The sequence below is a fragment of the Rhizobium sp. IBUN genome, from assembly GCF_000510625.1.
Taxonomy (GTDB): Bacteria; Pseudomonadota; Alphaproteobacteria; order Rhizobiales; family Rhizobiaceae; genus Rhizobium; species Rhizobium altiplani.
Genome location: NZ_AZNV01000027.1, coordinates 46,042 through 66,761, shown reverse-complemented (window position 1 = coordinate 66,761; position 20,720 = coordinate 46,042). Strand labels below are relative to the sequence as shown.

The 20,720-nt window shown below is 60.2% G+C and carries 18 protein-coding genes; 9 read left to right on the top strand and 9 right to left on the bottom strand.

Annotated features, from left to right (window positions below):
* Window positions 1-21: 21 nt before the first annotated feature.
* The 3 genes from RHIBUN_RS0122445 to RHIBUN_RS0122435 all read right to left on the bottom strand — a co-directional run bounded on the left by RHIBUN_RS0122445 (window position 22) and on the right by RHIBUN_RS0122435 (window position 3,857).
* A complete protein-coding gene (locus RHIBUN_RS0122445; protein WP_025661237.1) occupies window positions 22-1,089 on the bottom strand; it encodes an adenylate/guanylate cyclase domain-containing protein in 1,068 nt (355 codons plus the stop codon).
* A gap of 147 nt (window positions 1,090-1,236) precedes the next feature.
* Complete coding sequence (gene rnd, locus RHIBUN_RS0122440) at window positions 1,237-2,382, bottom strand: ribonuclease D (protein ID WP_018116883.1); 1,146 nt, start codon at window positions 2,380-2,382, stop codon at window positions 1,237-1,239.
* An 83-nt stretch (window positions 2,383-2,465) separates the two neighbouring features.
* Window positions 2,466-3,857 carry a multicopper oxidase family protein gene (locus RHIBUN_RS0122435; protein ID WP_025661236.1) on the bottom strand — a complete coding sequence of 464 codons (1,392 nt, stop codon included), beginning with the start codon at window positions 3,855-3,857 and terminating at the stop codon, window positions 2,466-2,468.
* Between the two features lie 268 nt (window positions 3,858-4,125).
* Between RHIBUN_RS0122435 and aspS the strand changes: the two genes are divergently transcribed.
* Window positions 4,126-5,916, top strand: a complete 1,791-nt coding sequence (aspS, locus tag RHIBUN_RS0122430) for an aspartate--tRNA ligase (RefSeq protein ID WP_018116885.1) — start codon at window positions 4,126-4,128, stop codon at window positions 5,914-5,916.
* Window positions 5,917-5,975: 59 nt separating this feature from the next.
* Here aspS and RHIBUN_RS0122425 read toward each other — a convergent pair whose 3' ends face one another.
* Entirely contained in the window at window positions 5,976-7,142 is a 1,167-nt protein-coding gene (locus tag RHIBUN_RS0122425) for a serine hydrolase domain-containing protein (RefSeq protein WP_025661235.1), read from the bottom strand.
* Between the two features lie 66 nt (window positions 7,143-7,208).
* On the opposite strand from RHIBUN_RS0122425, the gene RHIBUN_RS0122420 reads away from it, so the two are divergent.
* Window positions 7,209-7,853, top strand: coding sequence for a TetR/AcrR family transcriptional regulator (locus RHIBUN_RS0122420; protein ID WP_025661234.1), 645 nt, complete (start codon window positions 7,209-7,211; stop codon window positions 7,851-7,853).
* Window positions 7,854-7,933: 80 nt separating this feature from the next.
* Here the strand turns inward: RHIBUN_RS0122420 and RHIBUN_RS0122415 are convergent, their stop codons facing one another.
* Window positions 7,934-9,121, bottom strand: coding sequence for a membrane protein (locus RHIBUN_RS0122415; protein WP_025661233.1), 1,188 nt, complete (start codon window positions 9,119-9,121; stop codon window positions 7,934-7,936).
* Between the two features lie 236 nt (window positions 9,122-9,357).
* Here RHIBUN_RS0122415 and parC point away from each other — a divergent pair, with 236 nt between their 5' ends.
* Both parC and RHIBUN_RS0122405 read left to right on the top strand, forming a co-directional pair.
* The gene (gene parC, locus RHIBUN_RS0122410; protein WP_025661232.1) at window positions 9,358-11,613 is read left to right on the top strand and encodes a DNA topoisomerase IV subunit A; all 2,256 of its coding nucleotides are present in this window, start codon (window positions 9,358-9,360) and stop codon (window positions 11,611-11,613) included.
* Between the two features lie 132 nt (window positions 11,614-11,745).
* Complete coding sequence (locus tag RHIBUN_RS0122405; protein ID WP_051420075.1) at window positions 11,746-12,279, top strand: SRPBCC domain-containing protein; 534 nt, start codon at window positions 11,746-11,748, stop codon at window positions 12,277-12,279.
* On the opposite strand, the gene RHIBUN_RS0122400 is transcribed toward RHIBUN_RS0122405, so the two are convergent.
* From RHIBUN_RS0122400 to hemB, 4 genes are all read right to left on the bottom strand, one after another.
* Complete coding sequence (locus tag RHIBUN_RS0122400) at window positions 12,218-13,105, bottom strand: DMT family transporter (RefSeq protein ID WP_018859191.1); 888 nt, start codon at window positions 13,103-13,105, stop codon at window positions 12,218-12,220. The two genes, RHIBUN_RS0122405 and RHIBUN_RS0122400, sit on opposite strands and share 62 nt — an antisense overlap.
* Window positions 13,106-13,882, bottom strand: coding sequence for an arginyltransferase (locus RHIBUN_RS0122395; protein ID WP_018116892.1), 777 nt, complete (start codon window positions 13,880-13,882; stop codon window positions 13,106-13,108). It abuts the gene before it with no gap.
* Window positions 13,883-14,061: 179 nt separating this feature from the next.
* Window positions 14,062-14,520 (bottom strand): RDD family protein, encoded by a 459-nt coding sequence (locus RHIBUN_RS0122390; RefSeq protein ID WP_025661230.1) that lies wholly within the window; start codon window positions 14,518-14,520, stop codon window positions 14,062-14,064.
* A gap of 75 nt (window positions 14,521-14,595) precedes the next feature.
* Entirely contained in the window at window positions 14,596-15,609 is a 1,014-nt protein-coding gene (gene hemB / locus RHIBUN_RS0122385) for a porphobilinogen synthase (RefSeq protein WP_025661229.1), read from the bottom strand.
* A 135-nt stretch (window positions 15,610-15,744) separates the two neighbouring features.
* Here hemB and RHIBUN_RS0122380 point away from each other — a divergent pair, with 135 nt between their 5' ends.
* From RHIBUN_RS0122380 to nrdR, 5 genes are all read left to right on the top strand, one after another.
* Complete coding sequence (locus RHIBUN_RS0122380; RefSeq protein ID WP_018116895.1) at window positions 15,745-16,182, top strand: DUF6163 family protein; 438 nt, start codon at window positions 15,745-15,747, stop codon at window positions 16,180-16,182.
* A 130-nt stretch (window positions 16,183-16,312) separates the two neighbouring features.
* The gene (locus tag RHIBUN_RS0122375; RefSeq protein WP_018116896.1) at window positions 16,313-16,828 is read left to right on the top strand and encodes a MarR family winged helix-turn-helix transcriptional regulator; all 516 of its coding nucleotides are present in this window, start codon (window positions 16,313-16,315) and stop codon (window positions 16,826-16,828) included.
* A gap of 623 nt (window positions 16,829-17,451) precedes the next feature.
* Window positions 17,452-18,756, top strand: coding sequence for a L,D-transpeptidase family protein (locus RHIBUN_RS0122370; protein ID WP_018859192.1), 1,305 nt, complete (start codon window positions 17,452-17,454; stop codon window positions 18,754-18,756).
* A 177-nt stretch (window positions 18,757-18,933) separates the two neighbouring features.
* A complete protein-coding gene (gene glyA, locus RHIBUN_RS0122365; RefSeq protein ID WP_018116908.1) occupies window positions 18,934-20,232 on the top strand; it encodes a serine hydroxymethyltransferase in 1,299 nt (432 codons plus the stop codon).
* 9 nt (window positions 20,233-20,241) lie between these two features.
* Complete coding sequence (gene nrdR / locus RHIBUN_RS0122360) at window positions 20,242-20,718, top strand: transcriptional regulator NrdR (protein ID WP_007531462.1); 477 nt, start codon at window positions 20,242-20,244, stop codon at window positions 20,716-20,718.
* Window positions 20,719-20,720: the final 2 nt, after the last annotated feature.

Sequence of the window (20,720 nt, the reverse complement as noted above, 5' to 3'; positions counted from 1 at the left end):
GGGTCTCGAATACCAAGGCTTTCATGTCGGTGCGTTGACGCTTGCATGAAGCTTTGGTGACGTCTTGTGGTTGTCCGCCTTGGCAAGAGCAATGATGCCGAGGCTTTGGCCGCGGCCCTTGACGGCGTGGCTTCCAAGATCCTCAGCCGAGATGGTCTCCGGCATCTTGATCCGCTGGGCGAGGTCGCTCGAGATCAGGACTGACCGGTTCAGCGTCTTTGAGAGCGATTCAAGTCGGGAGGCGGTGTTCACGGTGTCGCCGAAATAGGTGATCTTGTGATGGTCGACCCCGATTTCGGCCGTGATAACCGTACCGCCGTGGAGAGCGGCGCGCAGGCGAGGGACTTGGCCGTATGTCTTCAACCAGTTCTCGGCATCCGCCTCTATCGCTCCGATGATGTCGAAGATGCAGTTCACGCATCGCGCGAACTTGATCCCGCGCTCCAATGGCCAACTGATGATGGCGGCGTCGCCTATGTAGTCGTCGATGGTGCCCCTGTGCTTTCTCACGGGCTCCGCGAAGGCCGCAAACAGGGAGCTCAGCATCTGCTGCGCGCGGAGGTCGCCATGCTTCTCTGCGAAAGACGTCGAATCCACCAGGTCTATGAACAAGAAGACGCGCTCCTCGCTGATCGGCTTCCGGTAGCGGCTAAAAAGCATGCTCGTGAAGATGTCGCGCCCCAGTAGTTCGCGAATGCGCAGTACGAAGATGATGAGCGAACAGACGGCGAGTGCATAGAGAAAGGCATCGAAGGGCAGAACAACGGCATTGACCCAAGATGCCGGACTAAAGACGCCGAGCCACCACATGGAGAGGCCGGCGACCGCGAACCCAATGCTCATCAGGATTTCGTAGGCGAAGATTTTGGCAAGGAAGAACGTCACCGTCGGCAACGCCTGCATGCGCCGGTAAAGGCCGCGCAGGATCACCTTGCGCTCGAAGGCCATGATCGGCATGCCGATGAACAGCGCAAAGGTTGCGCCCACGAAGGGATGGCCGCCGTAGAAGCGCATGTCGTAGAGAACGCCGCTCGCAGCGATAACAAGCGCGATCAACAACCAGTTCTGAACTGGAGATATTTCCCTCATGTCGTCCTTTTCGCGGTGCCGTGTCGCCGGGGGTGCTCAAGCCATATAGGAACACTACTGAGCTTCCGAAAGGCGCGCCAAGCCGGCGTCCCTGGATCAAATCGATCTGGCGATGACTATGCGCGAAAAAAGTCCGCTTGATGGCGCTTAGAGCGCCACCGTCTCCACCTTCTTGCCGACGAAGCGGAGAGCGACCTGGCCCTGGATAAGCTGCAGCGCCGGCTCGCCGAAAAGCTCCCGGCGCCAGCCGTGCAGCGCCGCGACCTCTGCCATTTCACCTTCCGCTGCGATCCTGTCGAGATCCTCGCTGTTGGCGATGACCTTCGGAGCGACGCCGTGTTTTTCCGAGATCAGCTTCAAAAGGACCTTAAGCAGTTCGGCGGCAGCGGCAGCACCTTCCGGCTGCTGCGTCTGCCGCGGGGCGTGCGGCATTTCGGCCTTTGGCAAGGCAAGGGCCGCATTGACGGCGTCGATGACAGCTACGCCGGCAGCCGATCGCTCCCAACCCTTGGGGATCGTTCGCAAGCGACCGAGCCCTTCGGCGTCCTTCGGTTGCTGCTGGGCGATCTCGTAAATCGCGTCATCCTTCAATACGCGTGAGCGCGGCACGTTGCGGGAGCGGGCCTCGCGCTCGCGCCAGGCGGCGACATATTTCAGGATGGCAAGCTCCTGTGGCTTGCGCAGGCGCATTTTCAGGCGCTGCCACGCATCATCAGGATGCATGTCATAGGTCTCGCGCGCCTCGAGGATGTCCATCTCCTCTCGGAGCCAGGAGGATCGCCCTTCGCGTTCCAGCTCGGATTTGAGATAGCGGTAGACGTCGCGCAGATGCGTCACGTCGGCAAGCGCATAGTCCAGCTGCTTTTCAGAAAGCGGCCGGCGGCTCCAGTCGGTGAAGCGCGAGGACTTGTCGATCTGAACGCCCTTTGTGCGGCTGACCAGCTGATCGTACGAGACCGAGTCGCCGAAACCGCAAACCATCGCGGCAACCTGCGTATCGAAGATCGGATGCGGGATCAGCCCGCCGCGGTTGTAGATGATTTCGATATCCTGGCGCGCGGCATGGAAGACCTTTAGGACGGCCGGATTGGCCATCAACTCGAAGAACGGCCGGAGGTCGAGACCCTTGGCGAGCGGGTCGACCAGCACCTCGGTCGTCGGGCTTGCCATCTGGATCAGGCAGAGTTCCGGCCAGAACGTCGTCTCTCGGAGAAACTCGGTGTCGATGGTAATGAATTCTGACTTGGCCAGCTCTTTGCAGGCCGCCTCCAAATCGGCGGTAGTTTCGATCATCTCAATTCATTCGCAGGATAGACATAGTTGAACCTTCCTTCTCCTTTCGGCCGGATATGTCAACTAGAACCCGCAAAGACCAGTCAAACAACTCTAACATAACTGGTCATACCGGTCTTTTGATGTTCGATGATGTGGCAATGCAGCACCCAGTCGCCGAGATTGTCGGCCACGAAGGCGAGCTGCACCTTTTCGTCAGGCTGGACGAGATAAGTGTCGCTGACAAGGGGCGTGACATCCCGCGTCGATGACGACAGGACCGTAAAACTCATGCCGTGCAGGTGGATGGGGTGCGTGTGCGGCGTCACGTTTTCGAGCTGCAGGATGTAGCTTTTGCCAAGCTTCAGCTCTGCCAGGGGCGCCGTCGGATCCGGCCCATCACCCGGCCACGGCACCTTGTTGATGGCCCAGAAGTTGTAGCCCAGCGTGCCGCAGATGCTGTCGGCCGCTCCGCTTTCTGCCGTGGCGCTGAGGACAAGCGGGATCTTCTCTGCGGAAGACAGGTCGGCCTTGGCCACAGGGTTCTCGCCGAGCGCGGCGAGATCGCCGACATTGCGCTTCAGCGATGTTCCGACGGCTCGAAGCTTGGCGATCGTCTTCGGTGTTGTACCGCGGATGTCTTCAAGCGCGGCAATGGCGCCCTCGCTATCCGGCATCCGCACGGCGAGATCGAGACGCTGGCCGGGGCCGATCAGCAGCAGATCGAGCGAGAAACGTTTTGGCACCGGATTGCCGTCGATCGCGATGATCGTCGCCTCGGCCCCTTGCATCCTCAACGAAAAGATGCGGGTGACGTCGGTCGCGGCGATCCGCAGCCGAACGAGGCCGCCGGCGGGCGCATCATATTGGGGCTCCTGACGCCAATTGGCTGTCCTGACAGTGCCGTAGGTGCCGCTCTTTGCCGCGTCGCGCGGGCGGAAAGCCGCAATGAATTGGCCATCGCCGCCGAGGCGCCAGTCGCGCAGGTTGAGCAAGACCTCTGCGTCGAATTTGGGGTCATCAGGATCCTCCACCACGAGAAGGCCTGTCATGCCGTGACCCATTTGCGTCAGCGTGTTGCAATGCGGGTGGTACCAGAAGGTGCCGGCATCCGGCGGGGTGAAGGCGTAGTCGAAGCTGTCGCCGGTATAGACGTAGGGCTGTGTCAGGAAAGGCACCCCGTCCATCTTGTTGGCGATTCTCAGACCGTGCCAGTGGATCGTCGTCGGCTCGTCGAGCGTATTCGTGAGCCTGGCAGCAAAAGGCTTCCCCTTCGTCATTCGCAAGATGGGCGGCATGCCGCCATCGCCCCAGGTCATGATTTCCTTCGTGATGCCTGCGTCGGTGATACCAGCGGTCGTCTTCACGGCCTTCAGCACCTGCGGCGCGGGTGCAGCCTCCGCCAGCCCGAACTTGCCCGCGATCCCGATCCCTACGCCGTAGGCACCTGCGACTGCAGACGCTTTCAGCAGATTGCGGCGAGTGAGAAGAGGCATTTCGAGGCTCCACACGAACGATATCGCTCCTCTTTAAAGTTGACCGAGAGTTTCAGCAATATGGTGCGAGGCTGTTAAACTGCCGCACGGCTGTTCACCAGCACGGGTTGCACTGCTGCTATAACCGCTCGCAAAGCGCAGACTCGGTGCGCCAACCCTTGACAAATCAGGCCGTCCATGCGCTTTTCCGCCCGATTTTCTTGTCGGTACGGGAGAGCCATCAGAGCCCCTTGCTGCCGTCTTAAGCCAAATACCGGGAATTGAGATTATGCATCGCTATCGCAGCCACACATGTGCAGCCCTCCGCAAGTCGGATGTCGGCGCGAACGTCCGGATTTCCGGCTGGGTCCATCGTGTTCGTGACCATGGCGGCGTTCTCTTCATCGACCTTCGCGACCACTACGGCATTACACAGGTCGTCGCCGATCCGGACTCTCCGGCCTTCAGGCAGGCTGAACTGGTTCGTGGCGAGTGGGTCATCCGCATCGACGGTCTCGTGAAGGCGCGCACCGAAGACACGGTCAACAAGAACATGGCAACCGGCGAGATCGAACTCTATGCGCAGGAGATCGAAGTTCTCTCCGCCGCCAAGGAACTGCCGCTGCCTGTTTTCGGCGAGCCGGATTATCCCGAAGACGTGCGCCTGAAGTACCGCTTCCTCGACCTGCGCCGCGAAACGCTGCACAAGAACATCGTCAAGCGCACGCAGGTGATCTCTGCCATGCGTCGCGAGATGGGCAATATTGGCTTCACCGAATACACGACGCCCATCCTGACGGCCTCCTCGCCGGAAGGTGCGCGCGACTTCCTGGTGCCATCACGCATTCATCCCGGCACCTTCTATGCCCTGCCGCAGGCGCCGCAGCAGTACAAGCAGCTGCTGATGGTCGCCGGCTTCGACCGCTACTTCCAGATCGCCCCGTGCTTCCGCGATGAAGACCCGCGCGCCGACCGCCTGCCGGGCGAGTTCTACCAGCTCGACCTCGAAATGAGCTTCGTCGAGCAGGAAGACATCTGGAACACCATGGGTCCGATGATGACCTCGATCTTCGAGGAATTTGCCGAAGGCAAGCCAGTCACCAAGGAATGGCCGCGTATTCCTTACGACGAGGCGATCCGCAAGTACGGTTCCGACAAGCCGGATCTGCGCAACCCGATCGTCATGGAAGCCGTCACCGATCACTTCGCCGGCTCTGGCTTCAAGGTCTTCGCGGGCATGATCGCCTCGAACCCGAAGGTCGAGATCTGGGCGATCCCGGCAAAGACCGGCGGCTCGCGCGCATTCTGCGACCGTATGAACGCCTGGGCGCAGAGCCAGGGCCAGCCCGGCCTCGGCTACATCTTCTGGAAGGAAGAAGACGGCAAGATCGGCGGCTCCGGCCCGCTCGCCAAGAACATCGGCGAGGAGCGCACCGAAGCGATCCGCACGCAGCTTGGCCTTGATGCGGGCGATGCCTGCTTCTTCGTCGCCGGCGAGCCGTCCAAGTTCTACAAGTTCGCAGGCGAAGCCCGTAACCGCGCCGCCGACGAATTGAACCTCATCGACCGCGACCGCTTCGAGCTGTGCTGGATCGTCGACTTCCCGTTCTTCGAATACAACGAGGAAGAAAAGAAGATCGACTTCGCCCACAACCCGTTCTCGATGCCGCAGGGCGGCCTCGACGCGCTGATGAACCAGGATCCGCTTGGCATCAAGGCCTATCAGTACGACGCGGTCTGCAACGGCTTCGAAATCGCTTCGGGCTCGATCCGTAACCAGTCGCCGGAAACCATGGTCGCCGCCTTCGAGAAGGTCGGCCTCAGCCAGCAGGACGTGGAAGATCGTTTCGGCGGCCTCTACCGCGCCTTCCAGTACGGTGCGCCTCCGCACGGTGGTGCCGCATTCGGTATCGACCGCATCGTCATGCTGCTCGTCGGCGCCAAGAACCTGCGCGAGATCTCGCTGTTCCCCATGAACCAGCAGGCGCAGGATCTGCTGATGGGCGCACCGACACCGGCAACGCCGACGCAGCTGCGCGAACTGGCGATCCGCCCGATCCCGCCGGTCAAGAAGGACTGAGGCAGAGTACATGATTGAAAAGAAGCCCGGCGCGCGTCGGGCTTCTTTTGTTTCTGGCTTCAGAGCGCTGTGTAGATCGCGTCGCGCAGATTCACCGTAAACTGCCCCCACATCCCCTCCAGTGTCGTATTCGTCAGCGCCACGACACTCAGTTTCTTTGTGGGATCGACAAACCAGCTGTGGCCGTAGGCGCCGCCCCAGCGGATCGTCCCCTTCGACCACGGCACCTGTGCGGCGACCGGATCGGTCAGCACCGCCCAGCCGAAGCCGAAGCCGACGCCCGGATCGAGAGGCTGGCGCACGCCGTTCGCCTGATCCGCCATCATGGTCTTGACCGTCTCGGGCGAGAGAAGTGGCGCGCCACCCTTGCGGATCGTCTCCAGAACCGCCAACACCTCGCCTGCCGTTCCTGCCATGCCGGCGCCGCCGGAATGATAGGAGTTCGGATCGAAGATGCGGTCCGGCGCGAAACGCACGAAACCGGTCAGCGCCCGCACGGACGCTTCCTTGCCCATCCGCTCCGGCTGCGGCGAGGCACTCATATAGGCGGCGGCCAGCCGATCCCGGTCGCGCACCGCAAAGGCGGTGTCAGCCAGGCCGAGTGGCTCGGTCACCAGTCTTGCCACCGCCTCGCCGAGCGAACTGCCGGTCTCTTTCTCGATGACGCCGCCGATGACATCGATGGCGAGCGAATATTGCCAGTTTGAACCGGGCGCGAAGAGAAGAGGGGCGCTCGCAAGCCGCTTCAGATTTTCGGCAATCGGCAGGCCGGGTTGATCGAGGCCGTCGGAAATGCCGGCCCGGGCATAGGGGCCGTCTTCCTCGGTGAAGCCATAGCTGAGGCCGGATGTATGGGTGAGCAGATGCCGGATGACAATGACCGGTTCCGTGCCGTCGGCAAGACGCGGGCGGAAATCCGGCAGCCATTTCGTCACTGGGTCGTCGAGGCCGATGCTGCCTTCCTCGACAAGCCGCATGGCGGCGATCGTGACGATCGGCTTGGTGATCGAGGCGAGCCGGAAGATCGTGTCCTCGGCCATGGCCTGTCCCCTTTCGCGGTCGGCCAGGCCGGTGGTGCGGCTATAGACGATATCACCGTCTTGGGCGATCAGGACCACCGCACCGACGAGGCGCTTTGCGGCGATGGTGCGGTCGATCACCGCATCGAGCGCGTTCGCGAAGCCGACTGTCTGCTGTGCATCCTGGGGTTCAAGGGGAAGACTCATCGGATCGAACCTCCTATAATCACAATGACCGTTCCTGAATAAACCGGATCGAGAAATATTTCTAGAGTGACCATTGTGAAAAATAATGACGACGCACGAGATAGCGGACAAAGAAAGCGCGGCCGCCCGCCGGCCTTCGATCGCGAAACGGTTCTTTCGGCCGCGCGCGACGTCTTCTGGGAGCACGGCTATGACGGCAGCTCGATTGCCGATCTGACCGCCTCGATGGGGATCACCCCGCAAAGCCTCTATGCGGCGTTCAGCTCGAAGGCGGAACTCTATCGCGAGGCGTTGAATCAGTACCGGCGCATGCCGCGGCCGAATCCCGGCAATCCGTTCGAAGAAAAGATCGATACAGTGTCGACGTTCAGGCGCTTCCTCGAGACATCGGCTGCCCTATTCACCGCCCCGGAACATCCCAAGGGGTGCATGATCTCCACTGCAGTTCTGAACTGTGCTTCCGAGAGCGGGGACATTGCGCACCACGTCGCGTCGTTGCGATTGCAGACGCTTGGCCTGTTCACCGCTCGCATCGAGCGCGGCATGAAGGAAGGGGATATCAGGCAGGATGCGAACGCCGGATCGCTTGCGCGCTTCCTCGGTGCGATCGTCCAGGGCATGTCGGTACAGGCGCGTGACGGTGCCACGACTGCAGAACTGCTGGAGATGGTCGGGCACGCTATGAACGAGCTACGCCGCTACGCCGCCTAACCGGCAGCGACCACCTTGCAAAAACAAAGAAACCCGGCGGGCAACTGCGCGCCGGGTTTCAAAAACTCAAGCTCGGCGCATCAGTCGTTCGCCGAAACCTTGACCCCAAGCACCTGCGGCAGCGTGTTCGGTGCGCCCATGGCAGCGCCCATGATCATCGGGAACGGAACGGGCTTCGCCGGTGCGGCGGCAAGCGTCAGGCTCTTCGGGTTGTCGAGGAAGGTGTTGACGGCTGCCGATATGGCGTTCTGCAGCTCCGGAATGTTGAGCTGTGCCAGCATGATCGGCGTCATTGCCTTCAGCGAGTCCGCCATCTGCTGGCCGGAAATGTTCTGCTGGCCACCGGCGTAGTCGAGCGCACGCTTGGTGATGGAAGCGTCGTCGAAGCGGATCTGGGCGCTCTCGAACGACAGCTGCTGCATTAGCCCGAGCATCGAGAGACCGAGGGCCTGCTGCGCCTCTTCCTTGTTCTGGTTCGCTTCGGCCTGCTTGGCGGCTTCCTGCAGAGACTTCACGAAGGGCATCGTATAGCCGGAGATCTTGAAGGCCAGGTTCAGCTTGCCGACGTTGTTGAAGTCGAAGGCGAACTCGGAAACGTCGATCGTGCCGGGCGTCAGGTCCCAGGCGCCCTTCATCGTGATGTCGCCCTGGATATGCTGGAGGGCAAGCTTCTCGATTGCTTCCTTGCTCTGTGCGTCGCTTGCCTTGCTGAGATCGGCCTTCAAGCCCTTGAAGGCACCATCGAAATCGAAGCCGGACTCATCTTCGCGAAGCGTCAGATTGAGGTCGCTTTCGGCGAGAGAGAACAATTCCTCTCCATTCTGGATAACCTTCACGGGGCCGCTGTGGGCATTTTCGTAGAGGAGCATTGCGTCGAGCCCTTCGCCCTTCGGATCCGCAGGGATCGAAATGCCGCTCAGGGTCAGGTCGGATGCCGTGAAGGTGGAGCCTTCACTCGTGGCGCTGACGTTCGGGAAGGATGCTTCCTCGACATAGTAGCTGCCATCCTCGTCTGCTTCTACGCCGGTCATGGTGATGTCGCCGATGGACACCGCTTCGCCGCTGTTTGGTTTGAAGCTTGCCTTCTTCAGCGTCACGGTGGTTCCGTTGACATCGACGCCGTCGGCAACGATGGTACCGCCCTGCTGGCTATAGGCTGCGTTGATCTTCTTCAGCAGATCCTGGCCGTCGAGCGCGAAAGCCGAGCCGGCGAGAGAAAGAAAGGCGACGCTCGAAAGCATCAGCCGTGTCGTCCGGTAAAAAGTCATTTGGGTCCTCTGGTGGCGGCGTTGTGCGGCGAGCGAGAATTCGCCGTCGGTCTATTGTGGTTCGGTCGTGGTTTATATTTACGGATTTCTAAATTTGTGTTGAAGGGAAAACGAAACAACGACGAAATTCAGGCAAAGCGTCTCGGGTCATTCTTTTCTCGTGCGCCAAGACTTCATCCACAGCCGGAATGCCCGGATTCCTTGCTCAAAACAACCATCTCGGCTAGTCAGGACATATGGGACAAGAGATTTTGCCGCCCTCTGGCGGAGACGACGACAGTATCCTTCCGGTCGATTTGAAGGCGGCGCTTGAAGAGCGTTACTTGGCCTATGCGCTATCGACGATCATGCATCGTGCGCTCCCTGACGTGCGAGACGGCCTGAAGCCGGTGCATCGCCGCATCATTCACGCCATGAGCGAAATGGGCATTCGGCCCAATTCCGCGTTCAAGAAATGTGCTCGTATCGTCGGCGATGTCATCGGTAAGTTCCATCCGCATGGCGACCAGTCTGTCTACGATGCGCTCGTGCGTCTCGCGCAGGATTTCTCACAGCGTTACCCTGTCGTCGACGGGCAGGGCAATTTCGGCAATATCGACGGCGACAGCGCTGCCGCCTATCGATACACCGAAGCGCGCATGACGGATGTGGCCGGCCTCTTGCTTGAGGGTATCGATCAGGACGCGGTCGATTTCCGCCCGACCTACAACGAGGAAGACGAAGAACCGGTCGTCCTGCCGGGCGCCTTTCCGAACCTGCTGGCGAATGGCTCGTCGGGCATTGCAGTCGGCATGGCGACGTCCATTCCGTCGCACAATGTCCACGAACTCTGCGACGCGGCCCTCCATCTCATCAAGCATCCCGATGCTACCGTCGAGAAGCTGGTCGAGTTTATTCCCGGTCCGGATTTCCCGACCGGCGGCATCATCATCGATGGCCGGGAAAGCATCATCGAGGCCTATAAGACTGGCCGTGGCGGTTTCCGTACACGCGCCAAGTGGGAGACCGAGGATCTTGGCCGCGGCGGTTATCAGATCGTCGTCACCGAAATCCCGTTCCAGGTACAGAAGTCCCGCCTGATCGAAAAGATCGCCGAACTTCTCTTGGCGCGCAAGCTGCCCTTGCTCGAGGACATTCGCGACGAGTCCGCCGAAGATGTCCGCGTCGTGCTGGTGCCGAAGAACCGGACGGTCGATCCGACGATCCTCATGGAATCGATGTTCAAGCTGACGGAACTGGAAAGCCGCTTCCCGCTGAACATGAACGTTCTCTCCATGGGCCGCATCCCGCGCGTCATGGCGTTGAACGAGGTCCTGAAGGAGTGGCTCGACCATCTCCGCGAAGTGCTGCAGCGCCGCTCGCGCTTCCGCCTGGCGGCCATTGACCGCCGCTTGGAAATCCTCGGCGGCTTGCTCATCGCCTACCTCAACATCGATGAGGTCATTCGCATCATCCGCGAAGAGGACGAGCCGAAGCCGGTGATGATCGCGCGCTGGGCCCTGACCGACAATCAGGTCGAAGCGATCCTCAACATGAGGCTGCGGTCGTTGCGCAAGCTCGAGGAGTTCGAGATTCGCACCGAGTTCGACGAACTCACCAAGGAGAAGGGCGAGATCGAGGCCCTGCTGGCATCGGAAGAAAAGCAGTGGCAGACCGTCGCCTGGGAAATCGGCGAAGTGAAGAAGAAGTTCGCCAAGGCGACCGAGCTCGGCCGTCGCCGCACCCAGTTCGCCGACGCGCCGGAAGCCGACGAGCAGGCTATCCAGCAGGCGATGATCGAGAAGGAGCCGATCACCGTCGTCGTCTCCGAAAAGGGCTGGATACGCGCTCTGAAGGCGCACATCTCCGACACCGCGACCCTGACCTTCAAGGAAGGCGACGCGCTGAAGGTTGCCTTCCCTGCGCAGACGACCGACAAGATCCTGATCATCACCACCGGTGGCAAGGCCTACACACTTGGCGGCGACAAGCTGCCCGGCGGTCGAGGTCATGGCGAACCGCTGCGCATCATGATCGATATGGACAACCATCAGGACGTCCTGACCGCCTTCGTTCACGATCCTGCCCGCAAGCAGATGATCGTCTCGACGGCGGGCAACGGCTTCGTTGTTGCCGAGACCGACATGGTCGCCAATACCCGCAAGGGCAAGCAGATCATGAATGTCTCCATGCCTGATGAGACGAAGCTGATCGTTCCCGTCAGTGGCGACTATGTCGCTGTCGTCGGCGACAATCGCAAACTGCTCGTCTTCCCGCTGTTGCAGGTCCCGGAAATGGGTCGCGGCAAGGGCGTCCGCCTGCAGCGCTACAAGGATGGCGGCATTTCCGACGTACGCTGCTTCGCAATATCAGACGGCCTCGTCTGGGAAGACAGCGCGGGCCGCACCTTCACGAAGAACAAGGACGAGCTTGCCGAATGGCTTGGCGATCGCGCCACCGCTGGTCGGACCGTTCCGAAAGGCTTCCCGCGCAGCGGTAAGTTTGCCGGCTAAGCGAAAATAATTCTGCGCCTCGCACTTGGCGAGCGGGGCAACTCCTCTACTTCTGGCCTGTAATCACAACATGGACAGACGTCATTCCGCAGGCGGACGGAATGATCGAGTGTGGTGCTCCTGGAGAGTGCCATGTCCGGTCACGGAGGATTGTTGATGAGTGCCTGCAATACCATCACCTTGAACGTTGCGCATACATTCAATGCCTCGCCCTGCGCCGTCTACGACGCATGGCTGAACCCTCAGATCGCCAAACGCTTCCTTTTCGCAAGCGACGAAGGCCGCGTTATCCGAGCCGACATCGATCCAAAGGTCGGCGGACATTTTCTCGTCATCGACCGACGTCCGACAGGCGATGCGGTGCATTACGGCGTATTTCTCGAATTGCGCCGACCGCGGCGGATGGTCTTCTGCTTCTCGGCAGCCGAGCATGATCACAATGCGGATCGAATACAGATCGACATCGAACCGCTCGCCGAAGGCACGCGGTTGACGCTCTCGCACGAAATGTGCGCCCAATGGGGCCAGTTCGAAGAAGAGACGCGGAAGGACTGGGTCCACGTCATGCAGGGGCTCGAGCGCGAACTCGATGCGATGCAGGTGGTCAGTGTGCCAGAGATTGTCGCGCAGGCTTCCGCCGAACCATCCAAAGCGAGTGCAGCATAATCGCGCAGACCAGGATCGTGCCGCCGACGAGCGTCATCGTCGGTGGGGCTTCCGCGAAGATCAGCCATATCCAGATCGGAGCCAGGATGGTTTCGAGCAGATAGAACATGCCGACTTCCGGCGCGGAGAGATAGCGTGGTCCGGTAGCTAGGCACCAAAAGGCGACCGGCATCAGAAGCGTACCGTTGAGGATGATCCAGGCTGGATGCTCTATGGCTAGCCCGACCGGCAGGGCCTTTGCAAAGCCGAGGGCCGCCGGCAGGGCGGCGGCAAGCAAGGGCACGAAGCCCATTTCCCGACGCGACGCCCGGGCAATGGTTATCGCCGATGCGAGGATAAAGGCGCTGAGAAGTGCCATGGCATCGCCGAAGAGATGGCCGCCGGCCAATCCATCATGCACGATCAGGCCAACACCGAACACCATGACCGCCATGGTGACGAGCGTGGATGCCGTGGGACGTTCCTTGAGAAAAATCCATGACAAGAGAGCGCCGAACATCGGATTGAACGCGACGATAAAAACCACATTGGCCGTCGCCGTGTTGAAGACGGCAAGCAGGAAAGTCAGCGTCGAGCAGCCGTAGAGCAGTCCCGTCGCAAGGCCGTGCCTGCCGGGCACGAGCACGGGCCATGCTCCCTTGGCGTATCTGATAAGACAGATCACCAGCAGCGCGGCGGCGACCGTCGTGATGCTGCGCATGCCCAGGATCGACCACATGTCGCCGTGAGCAAGCCGCACCAGTGGAATGTCCATGGAAAGAGCCAAGCCGCCGATTGCCGTCAGCAGCAGGCCTTTCCGATGATCGGAAAGGGAGGGGAGGAGCATTTAGTAGCGCGGGCTTTCGGGCAATACGGAGGGATCGAAACGTTCCCAGCCGCGCGAAGTCAGATGTTCCTGCGGCTGGAAGCGAGTCTTGTAGTCCATTTTCCTCGACCCTTGAACCCAGTAGCCGAGGTAGACGTGTGGAAGACCCAAGGCCTTTGTGCGCCTGATGTGATCAAGGATCATGAACGTGCCAAGGGAGCGGCGATCCATGTCAGGGTTGAAGTAGGAATAAACCATGGACAGGCCATCGCTCATGGTATCGGTCAGGGCGGCGGCCAAGAGCTCGCCGGTCGGGCGCTCTTCCAGGCCCGTCCCTTCCTTTCGAAGCCGATACTCGATGATTTTGGTGTTCACATGGGTGTCTTCGACCATGATGGCATAGTCGAGCACCGTCATGTCGGACATTCCGCCCTGCTGGTGGCGAAAATCGAGATAGCGTCGGAACAGCGAATATTGTTCGCTGGAAGGTTGGGCAGGGAATTCCGTGGAGATGATGTCGGCGTTCGTTGCCAGCACGCGCTTCATCGACTTCGTCGGCAGGAATTCCTGTGCGAGGATGCGCACGGAAATGCAGGCGCGGCAGGCCTCGCAGGCCGGACGATAGGCGATGTTCTGCGACCGGCGAAAGCCGCCCTGTGTCAGGATATCGTTCATCTCCGCTGCGCGGGGACCGACGAGATGCGTGAAGACCTTACGTTCCATCTCGTTGGCCAGATAGGGGCACGCAGCCGGAGCAGTCAGGTAGAACTGCGGTGATGGCGTCGTCTGCGTATTCATCTGTTGCGGAGATTTCCTTTGGTTCGCTGCTTATCTCACAGGATGACTTAAGAATAAAAAACGTCAACAGCGGGGCCGTTCTCCTGCCCGATGTCGCGCGTCATACTTTTGGATATGGCGTCGAAAGGCTCCCGGCAAAGGTCGGGAGCAGCGTTTATTTTAGCTTGTGGCGAGCCTGATCAGGCGGTGCGTACCGTGACGGTGCCAACCAGAAAATCGTGGATCAACCGGCTGCGTTCGGTGAACAGGCCAACCAGCAGAATCAGCGGTGTCAGGACTGAGTTCAGGATCCAGAAAAGCGCCAGGTGAACGATGGCCGTCAGGAAGTCCATCGGCTGCCCGTCGACGCGGATGATGGCAATGCCCATTGCGCGCATGCCGAATGAGGCCTGCTGGGAACCGCCCACCGTAAAGCCGAAATACAGGCCTGCAACGATCACGAACAGCGCCGGGTAGAGAAAGAATCCGAGTCCTAGTGTGACGATCGACAGGAAGAAAAGAATGACCGCCGCCGGTATGCAGAGCAGCAGAATGATCACGTAGTCGAGGATGAATGCGAAGACACGACGGCTCAGCGTGCCGCCATAGGCGCGCCAGTCGTCCGGTGCAGCATAGAGCGGATTGGGCGTGAGCGTCATCGTTACGGTCTCCTTTCGAGAAAGCGATGCCGCTGATATGGTATCGCTTCCCTCAAATGCAATATTGGCGCGCAATCAGCGCCTGGCTAGGATTCTTGCCACCTCGACTGCAAAGTAGGTGAGGACGCCGTCGCAGCCCGCACGCTTGAACGAGAGCAGGGTTTCCAGCATGGCGCGCTCGCCGTCGATCCAGCCGTTCATCGCGGCCGCCTTGATCTGCGTGTACTCCCCCGAAACCTGATAGGCGAAGGTCGGCAGACCGAAGGCTTCCTTCATGCGCCAGCAGATGTCGAGATAGGGCAGGCCCGGCTTGACCATCAGCATGTCGGCACCTTCCTCCACGTCAAGCGCGGCATCGCGGATGGCTTCGGTGCCGTTTGCCGGATCAATGTAGTAAGTCTTCTTGTCACCCTTGAGCAGACCGCCGGTGGAGATCGCCTCGCGGTAGGGGCCATAGAATGCCGAGGCGAATTTGGTGGCGTAGCTCATAATACCAACATTCTGGTGCCCGGCAGCGTCAAGGGCGCGGCGGATGGCGCCGATTCTGCCGTCCATCATCTCCGACGGCGAAATGATGTCAGAGCCGGCATCGGCCTGCATGACGGCCACGCGCGCAACCTGATCGACCGTCTCGTCGTTGACGATCTCGCCCTGTCGCATGATCCCGTCGTGGCCATGGCTCGTGAAGGGGTCAAGCGCGACGTCGGTGATGACACCGATATTGGGCACCGCCTTCTTGATTGCGATTGTCGCTTGGTTGATCAGATTGTTGGTTTCAAGACTGTTCGAGCCTGTTTCGTCGCGCAGTTCCATTTCGATGTTCGGGAAGGTCGCGATCGCAGGGATGCCGAGATCGGCCGCTTCCTTGGTGGCTTCGACCAGCCTATCCACGCTCATGCGGTTGACGCCGGGCATCGCCGGGATCGCTTCGACGATGCCCGTGCCGGGAACGACGAAAACCGGCCAGATCAGGTCGTCGACCGTCAGGCGGTTCTCCTGCACGAGGCGCCGCGTCCAATCGGCCTTGCGATTGCGGCGCATGCGCCGATGGCCGGTAATTTCGTCGACGAGATGGGTCTTGTCCTGCATGGTGGTTTCCAGCTTTCTGCCATTCCAATTGTCGAAGCGCTCATTATCATGGCGTGGCCGAAATCCAAACCGGACGATTGGCCGCAATGGAGGAGGCGCTGGCGAAGTCGCAACGGCAACCCTATTGTTTGAGACATGGACGCTGATTCTCCGACGATACCTAAGCGGACGCTGACCAGCGTTCTCTTCATCCTGTTCCTGCGGCTTGTCGCCGTTTCCTGCTTCTGGTTCGGATTGCAGTATTGGGCGATGCTCGTCGGCTATTCGCTGGTCGGGGCAGGGCGCTTCGATCTGCTCAGCCTTCCGTGGAAGGTCGCAAGCACCAGCCTCGCCGTTCTCTTCCCCGTCGCCTCTCTCGGTCTATGGCTGGCCGTCTCCTGGGGGCCGGTTATCTGGGTGCTCGCGGCAGGCGGACAGATCATCATGTACGGCTTCATGCCGGAGGTTTTCGGGTCCAACCGGCTGATCGTTTTGCTGCATGCCGCGGTCGTCCTGGTCTACCTGGGATTCCGTGTTGCGCTCTGGTACGAAAAGCGCAAGCGGCGCCAGCAGGTAAGCGTTGATTTACCCTGATACATCTAGGGTTTCCGGTAAGGCACTGTTAAGCCTGCGGTTTAAGTAGAATTTTATTTGTATTCGATAGGGTCTGTCTCAAGGCGGGAAGAAAACCAACACCGCCAAACAAAACAGTGAGGCAGTCATCATGAACACGAAAATCAAGCCGCAGGCGGTATCGAACTTCCGTGACCAGCAGGAACAAGGCATCCGTGATCTTTACATGGAATCCCTTCATCTTGTTGAACGTCTTCACCGCCGTCTCCTCGACGTCATCAAGGACGAGTTCGACCGCCAGGGTCGCAGCGACGTCAATGCCGTCCAGGCACTTCTTCTCTTCAACATCGGCAACTCCGAGCTCACCGCCGGCGAACTTCGCTCCCGCGGTTACTACCTGGGTTCCAACGTTTCCTACAACGTCAAGAAGCTTGTCGATCTCGGCTTCATCAACCATCAGCGCTCGCGCATCGACCGTCGCTCGGTCCGCATTAGCCTGACGGAAGCGGGTCAGGACATCGCTGAAACCGTCGCCAAGCTCTATGAACGTCACGTCGGCTCGATCGACAAGGTTGGCGGCATCGGCTCCGACGAATTCACGCAGATGAACAAGCTGCTTACCCGTCTGGACCGCTTCTGGAACGACCAGATCCTCTATCGCCTGTAATCTCGTAAGCCAACTTCCCTGCTGGCTTATCGGACCTCCAAGGCACGAAAGGGCGCAACGGTATTCCGTAGCGCCTTTTCGCCGTTAGCAGCGTCTCGGTGCCGGGCTGCCTACTCGGTCGCCGACTTGGACAATGACCTCGCGACGAGCTTGGGGTTTCCCGGGAATCACGCGACGCGGTCGCGACGTCAGCTCTATTTGTTGCAGGCAGTGGGCGGACCGGACGCGCGTAATCCGCGCCTTGTCTGCGAGGTCGTGACATCTTTGCAACGCATGGCAGGCAAGCATAATCGACTGTATTCAAGCCGTTTTTTAGCCGCTATTAACCGCCACATTTCTGTGGATGGATATGGTTCTTTGCGCATCGCCCGCGACCGACGGTTGAGCGTGGTGCAGGGCGACACGAATTGGCCATATTAGCATGTCAGCGGAAATACACGGCAAAGGGCGCTTCCCAAATTGAGGTCTGACAACCTCGCGCTCCCTGCTCGCAATCATGTGATCGCCGGCAGAGAGATTGTGCGATGCGCCGTAGCGACGGGTTGATAGAGAGATCTGCGTTCTCGCAGGGATAGCGAAGGCTGCCGGTCTCTCAAGCGGCGGCAATTTAGTGGTTGGGATGAATGTCGAAGAAAATCGGTACTGAAGCTTTCTCTCGTCGGGCGTTTCTGACGTCTGCGGCAATGGTTGGCGCGGGCGCATTGGCGGCCCCCGCACTTGCGCAATCGGCGATCGACTCGCTCATTAATGCTCCACAACGCGGCGATTGGGACGATCAGTTCGATGCGAAGGCTGCGTCCCGCACCGCAACGGCTGTCGTTTCCAACACGCCGATTCTCGGGCCGCAGTCGGTGCCGAGCATCCAGCAGGCAATCGCCCAGTATCAGCAGATCGCTTCGGCTGGCGGTTGGCCCGAAGTCAGCCCAAGCCAGCAGCGCTTGCAGATCGGCGTGACCGACCCGGCCGTCCAGAGCCTTCGCCAGCGTCTTGCCATCACAGGCGACCTACCGCGGGAGGCCGGCATGTCTTCGGCGTTTGATTCCTATGTCGACGGCGCCGTCAAGCGCTTCCAGGCGCGCCACGGCCTTCCGGCCGACGGCGTCATCGGCGAGTTCACCTTGAAGGCCATGAACATTCCGGCCGATGTTCGTCTGCAGCAGCTGAACACCAACCTCATCCGCATCCAGACCTTCCCGGAAGAGCTCGGACGCCGCCACGTGATGGTTAACATTCCGGCCGCCTACGTCGAGGCCGTGGAAGACGGCAGCGTTGCGACGCGCCACGCTGCGGTCGTTGGCCGTCTCAGCCGTCCGACGCATCTCGTCAACTCGAAGATCTACGAAGTTATCCTCAATCCTTATTGGACCGCACCGCGCTCGATCGTCGAAAAAGACATCGTACCGTTGATGCGCAAGGACCCGACCTATCTCGAGAAGAATGCCATTCGCCTGATCGACGGAAAGGGCAACGAGGTGGCGCCGGAAACGGTGGACTGGAATGCCGAGAAGGCTCCGAATTTCATGTTCCGTCAGGACCCGGGCAAGATCAACGCCATGGCGTCCACGAAGATCAACTTCTACAACAAGAACGGCGAGTATATGCATGACACGCCGCAGCAGGGTCTCTTCAACAAGCTGATGCGCTTTGAGTCCTCGGGCTGTGTTCGCGTCCAGAACGTTCGCGATCTGACGACGTGGCTGCTGCGCGAGACCCCGCCGTGGTCGCGTCAGCAGATGGAGCAGGTCATCACGACCCGCGTCAACACGCCGATCAAGCTCGCCGAAGAAGTGCCGGTTTATTTCGTCTACATTTCCGCCTGGGGCATGCCGGATGGCGTCGTGCAGTTCCGCGACGATATCTATCAGCTCGACGGCAACGCCGAGCTTGCGCTCGACACGACCGCAACCACGGAGCAGCCGGTTCAATAAGTCAATTGGATCGCGTTTGATTTTGAAGAAACCGCGTCTCTCTGGCGCGGTTTTTTGTTGTCCTGTCGGGCATAGAACGCGCGGCGCGTAGATTGCCTAGCAAATGTCGTTCTCCGTATTGCCCTTGAAAGGGCGGGGCGCTAATACCTTCGCGCATTCCAGTTGAGGAGCCCGCTCATGACCAATGCCTCCACCCAGACCTTCTTCAATCGCTCGCTTGCCGATACCGATCCGGAAATCTTCAGCGCGATTGGCAAGGAACTCGGCCGCCAGCGGCACGAGATCGAACTCATCGCCTCGGAAAACATCGTTTCCCGCGCGGTGCTGGAAGCCCAGGGCTCCATCATGACGAACAAGTATGCCGAAGGCTATCCGGGCAAGCGCTACTATGGCGGCTGCCAGTTCGTCGATATCGCTGAAGAACTGGCGATCGAACGCGCCAAGAAGCTCTTCGGTGTCAACTTCGCCAACGTTCAGCCGAACTCCGGTTCGCAGATGAACCAGGCCGTGTTCCTTGCACTGCTGCAGCCGGGCGACACCTTCATGGGCCTCGACCTCAACTCGGGCGGTCACCTGACGCACGGTTCCCCGGTCAACATGTCCGGCAAGTGGTTCAACGTCGTGTCCTATGGCGTGCGCGAAGGCGACAACCTGCTCGACATGGACGAAGTTGCCCGCAAGGCCGAAGAGCATAAGCCGAAGCTGATCATCGCCGGCGGCACCGCTTACTCCCGCATCTGGGACTGGAAGCGCTTCCGCGAGATCGCTGACTCGGTCGGCGCCTACCTGATGGTTGACATGGCGCACATCGCCGGTCTCGTCGCCGGTGGCCAGCATCCGTCGCCGTTCCCGCACTGCCACGTTGCCACGACGACGACCCACAAATCGCTGCGTGGTCCCCGCGGTGGCGTGATCCTGACTAACGACGAAGATCTAGCGAAGAAGTTCAACTCGGCCGTCTTCCCCGGTTTGCAGGGTGGTCCGCTGATGCACATCATCGCCGCCAAGGCCGTCGCCTTCGGTGAAGCGCTGGAGCCGGAGTTCAAGGACTACGCCGCGCAGATCGTCAAGAACGCTAAGGCGCTTGCGGAAACCCTGATCGCCGGCGGCCTCGATGTCGTCTCCGGCGGCACCGACAACCACCTGATGCTCGTCGATCTTCGCAAGAAGAACGCGACCGGAAAGCGTGCCGAAGCAGCCCTCGGCCGCGCCTACATCACCTGCAACAAGAACGGCATCCCGTTCGACCCTGAGAAGCCTTTCGTCACTTCGGGTGTGCGCCTCGGCGCGCCGGCCGGCACGACGCGTGGCTTCAAGGAAGCGGAATTCAAGGAAATCGGCATTCTCATCGTTGAGGTTCTCGACGGCTTGAAGGTCGCCAACTCCGACGAGGGGAACGCAGCCGTGGAAGCAGCCGTTCGCGGCAAGGTGGTCGAGCTGACCAACCGCTTCCCAATGTATGATTACATGGGCTAAGGATAGCGCATGCGCTGCCCATTCTGCGGATCGGAAGACACACAGGTCAAGGATTCACGCCCGGCGGAGGACAATACGTCCATCCGCCGCAGGCGTATTTGTCCCGATTGCGGCGGTCGTTTCACGACCTTCGAGCGCGTGCAGCTGCGCGAGCTGATGGTGTCGAAGAAGACCGGCCGCAAGGTACCGTTCGACCGCGACAAGTTGGTGCGATCTTTCGAGATCGCACTGCGCAAGCGTCCCGTCGACCGCGACCGCATCGAACGTGCGGTATCCGGCATCGTTCGACGGCTTGAAAGCTCCGGCGAAGTCGAGATCAGCTCCGAGCAGATCGGCCTTCAGGTGTTGGAAGCATTGAAGAGCCTGGATGATGTTGGTTTCGTTCGCTATGCCTCTGTCTATCGGGATTTTTCGCATGCCGAGGATTTCGAGAAAGTCATTTCCGAGATCAACGCCAAGATCGCCCGCGATCCCCTGGACAACTAGCT

What these genes read in the sequence shown, in the direction of transcription:
- RHIBUN_RS0122445 (WP_025661237.1), bottom strand. Translation starts at nt 1,089, where the DNA reads ATGAGGGAAATATCTCCAGTTCAGAACTGGTTGTTGATCGCGCTTGTT.
- rnd (WP_018116883.1), bottom strand. Translation starts at nt 2,382, where the DNA reads ATGATCGAAACTACCGCCGATTTGGAGGCGGCCTGCAAAGAGCTGGCC.
- RHIBUN_RS0122435 (WP_025661236.1), bottom strand. Translation starts at nt 3,857, where the DNA reads ATGCCTCTTCTCACTCGCCGCAATCTGCTGAAAGCGTCTGCAGTCGCA.
- aspS (WP_018116885.1), top strand. Translation starts at nt 4,126, where the DNA reads ATGCATCGCTATCGCAGCCACACATGTGCAGCCCTCCGCAAGTCGGAT.
- RHIBUN_RS0122425 (WP_025661235.1), bottom strand. Translation starts at nt 7,142, where the DNA reads ATGAGTCTTCCCCTTGAACCCCAGGATGCACAGCAGACAGTCGGCTTC.
- RHIBUN_RS0122415 (WP_025661233.1), bottom strand. Translation starts at nt 9,121, where the DNA reads ATGACTTTTTACCGGACGACACGGCTGATGCTTTCGAGCGTCGCCTTT.
- parC (WP_025661232.1), top strand. Translation starts at nt 9,358, where the DNA reads ATGGGACAAGAGATTTTGCCGCCCTCTGGCGGAGACGACGACAGTATC.
- RHIBUN_RS0122405 (WP_051420075.1), top strand. Translation starts at nt 11,746, where the DNA reads ATGTCCGGTCACGGAGGATTGTTGATGAGTGCCTGCAATACCATCACC.
- RHIBUN_RS0122400 (WP_018859191.1), bottom strand. Translation starts at nt 13,105, where the DNA reads ATGCTCCTCCCCTCCCTTTCCGATCATCGGAAAGGCCTGCTGCTGACG.
- RHIBUN_RS0122395 (WP_018116892.1), bottom strand. Translation starts at nt 13,882, where the DNA reads ATGAATACGCAGACGACGCCATCACCGCAGTTCTACCTGACTGCTCCG.
- RHIBUN_RS0122390 (WP_025661230.1), bottom strand. Translation starts at nt 14,520, where the DNA reads ATGACGCTCACGCCCAATCCGCTCTATGCTGCACCGGACGACTGGCGC.
- hemB (WP_025661229.1), bottom strand. Translation starts at nt 15,609, where the DNA reads ATGCAGGACAAGACCCATCTCGTCGACGAAATTACCGGCCATCGGCGC.
- RHIBUN_RS0122380 (WP_018116895.1), top strand. Translation starts at nt 15,745, where the DNA reads ATGGACGCTGATTCTCCGACGATACCTAAGCGGACGCTGACCAGCGTT.
- RHIBUN_RS0122375 (WP_018116896.1), top strand. Translation starts at nt 16,313, where the DNA reads ATGAACACGAAAATCAAGCCGCAGGCGGTATCGAACTTCCGTGACCAG.
- RHIBUN_RS0122370 (WP_018859192.1), top strand. Translation starts at nt 17,452, where the DNA reads ATGTCGAAGAAAATCGGTACTGAAGCTTTCTCTCGTCGGGCGTTTCTG.
- glyA (WP_018116908.1), top strand. Translation starts at nt 18,934, where the DNA reads ATGACCAATGCCTCCACCCAGACCTTCTTCAATCGCTCGCTTGCCGAT.
- nrdR (WP_007531462.1), top strand. Translation starts at nt 20,242, where the DNA reads ATGCGCTGCCCATTCTGCGGATCGGAAGACACACAGGTCAAGGATTCA.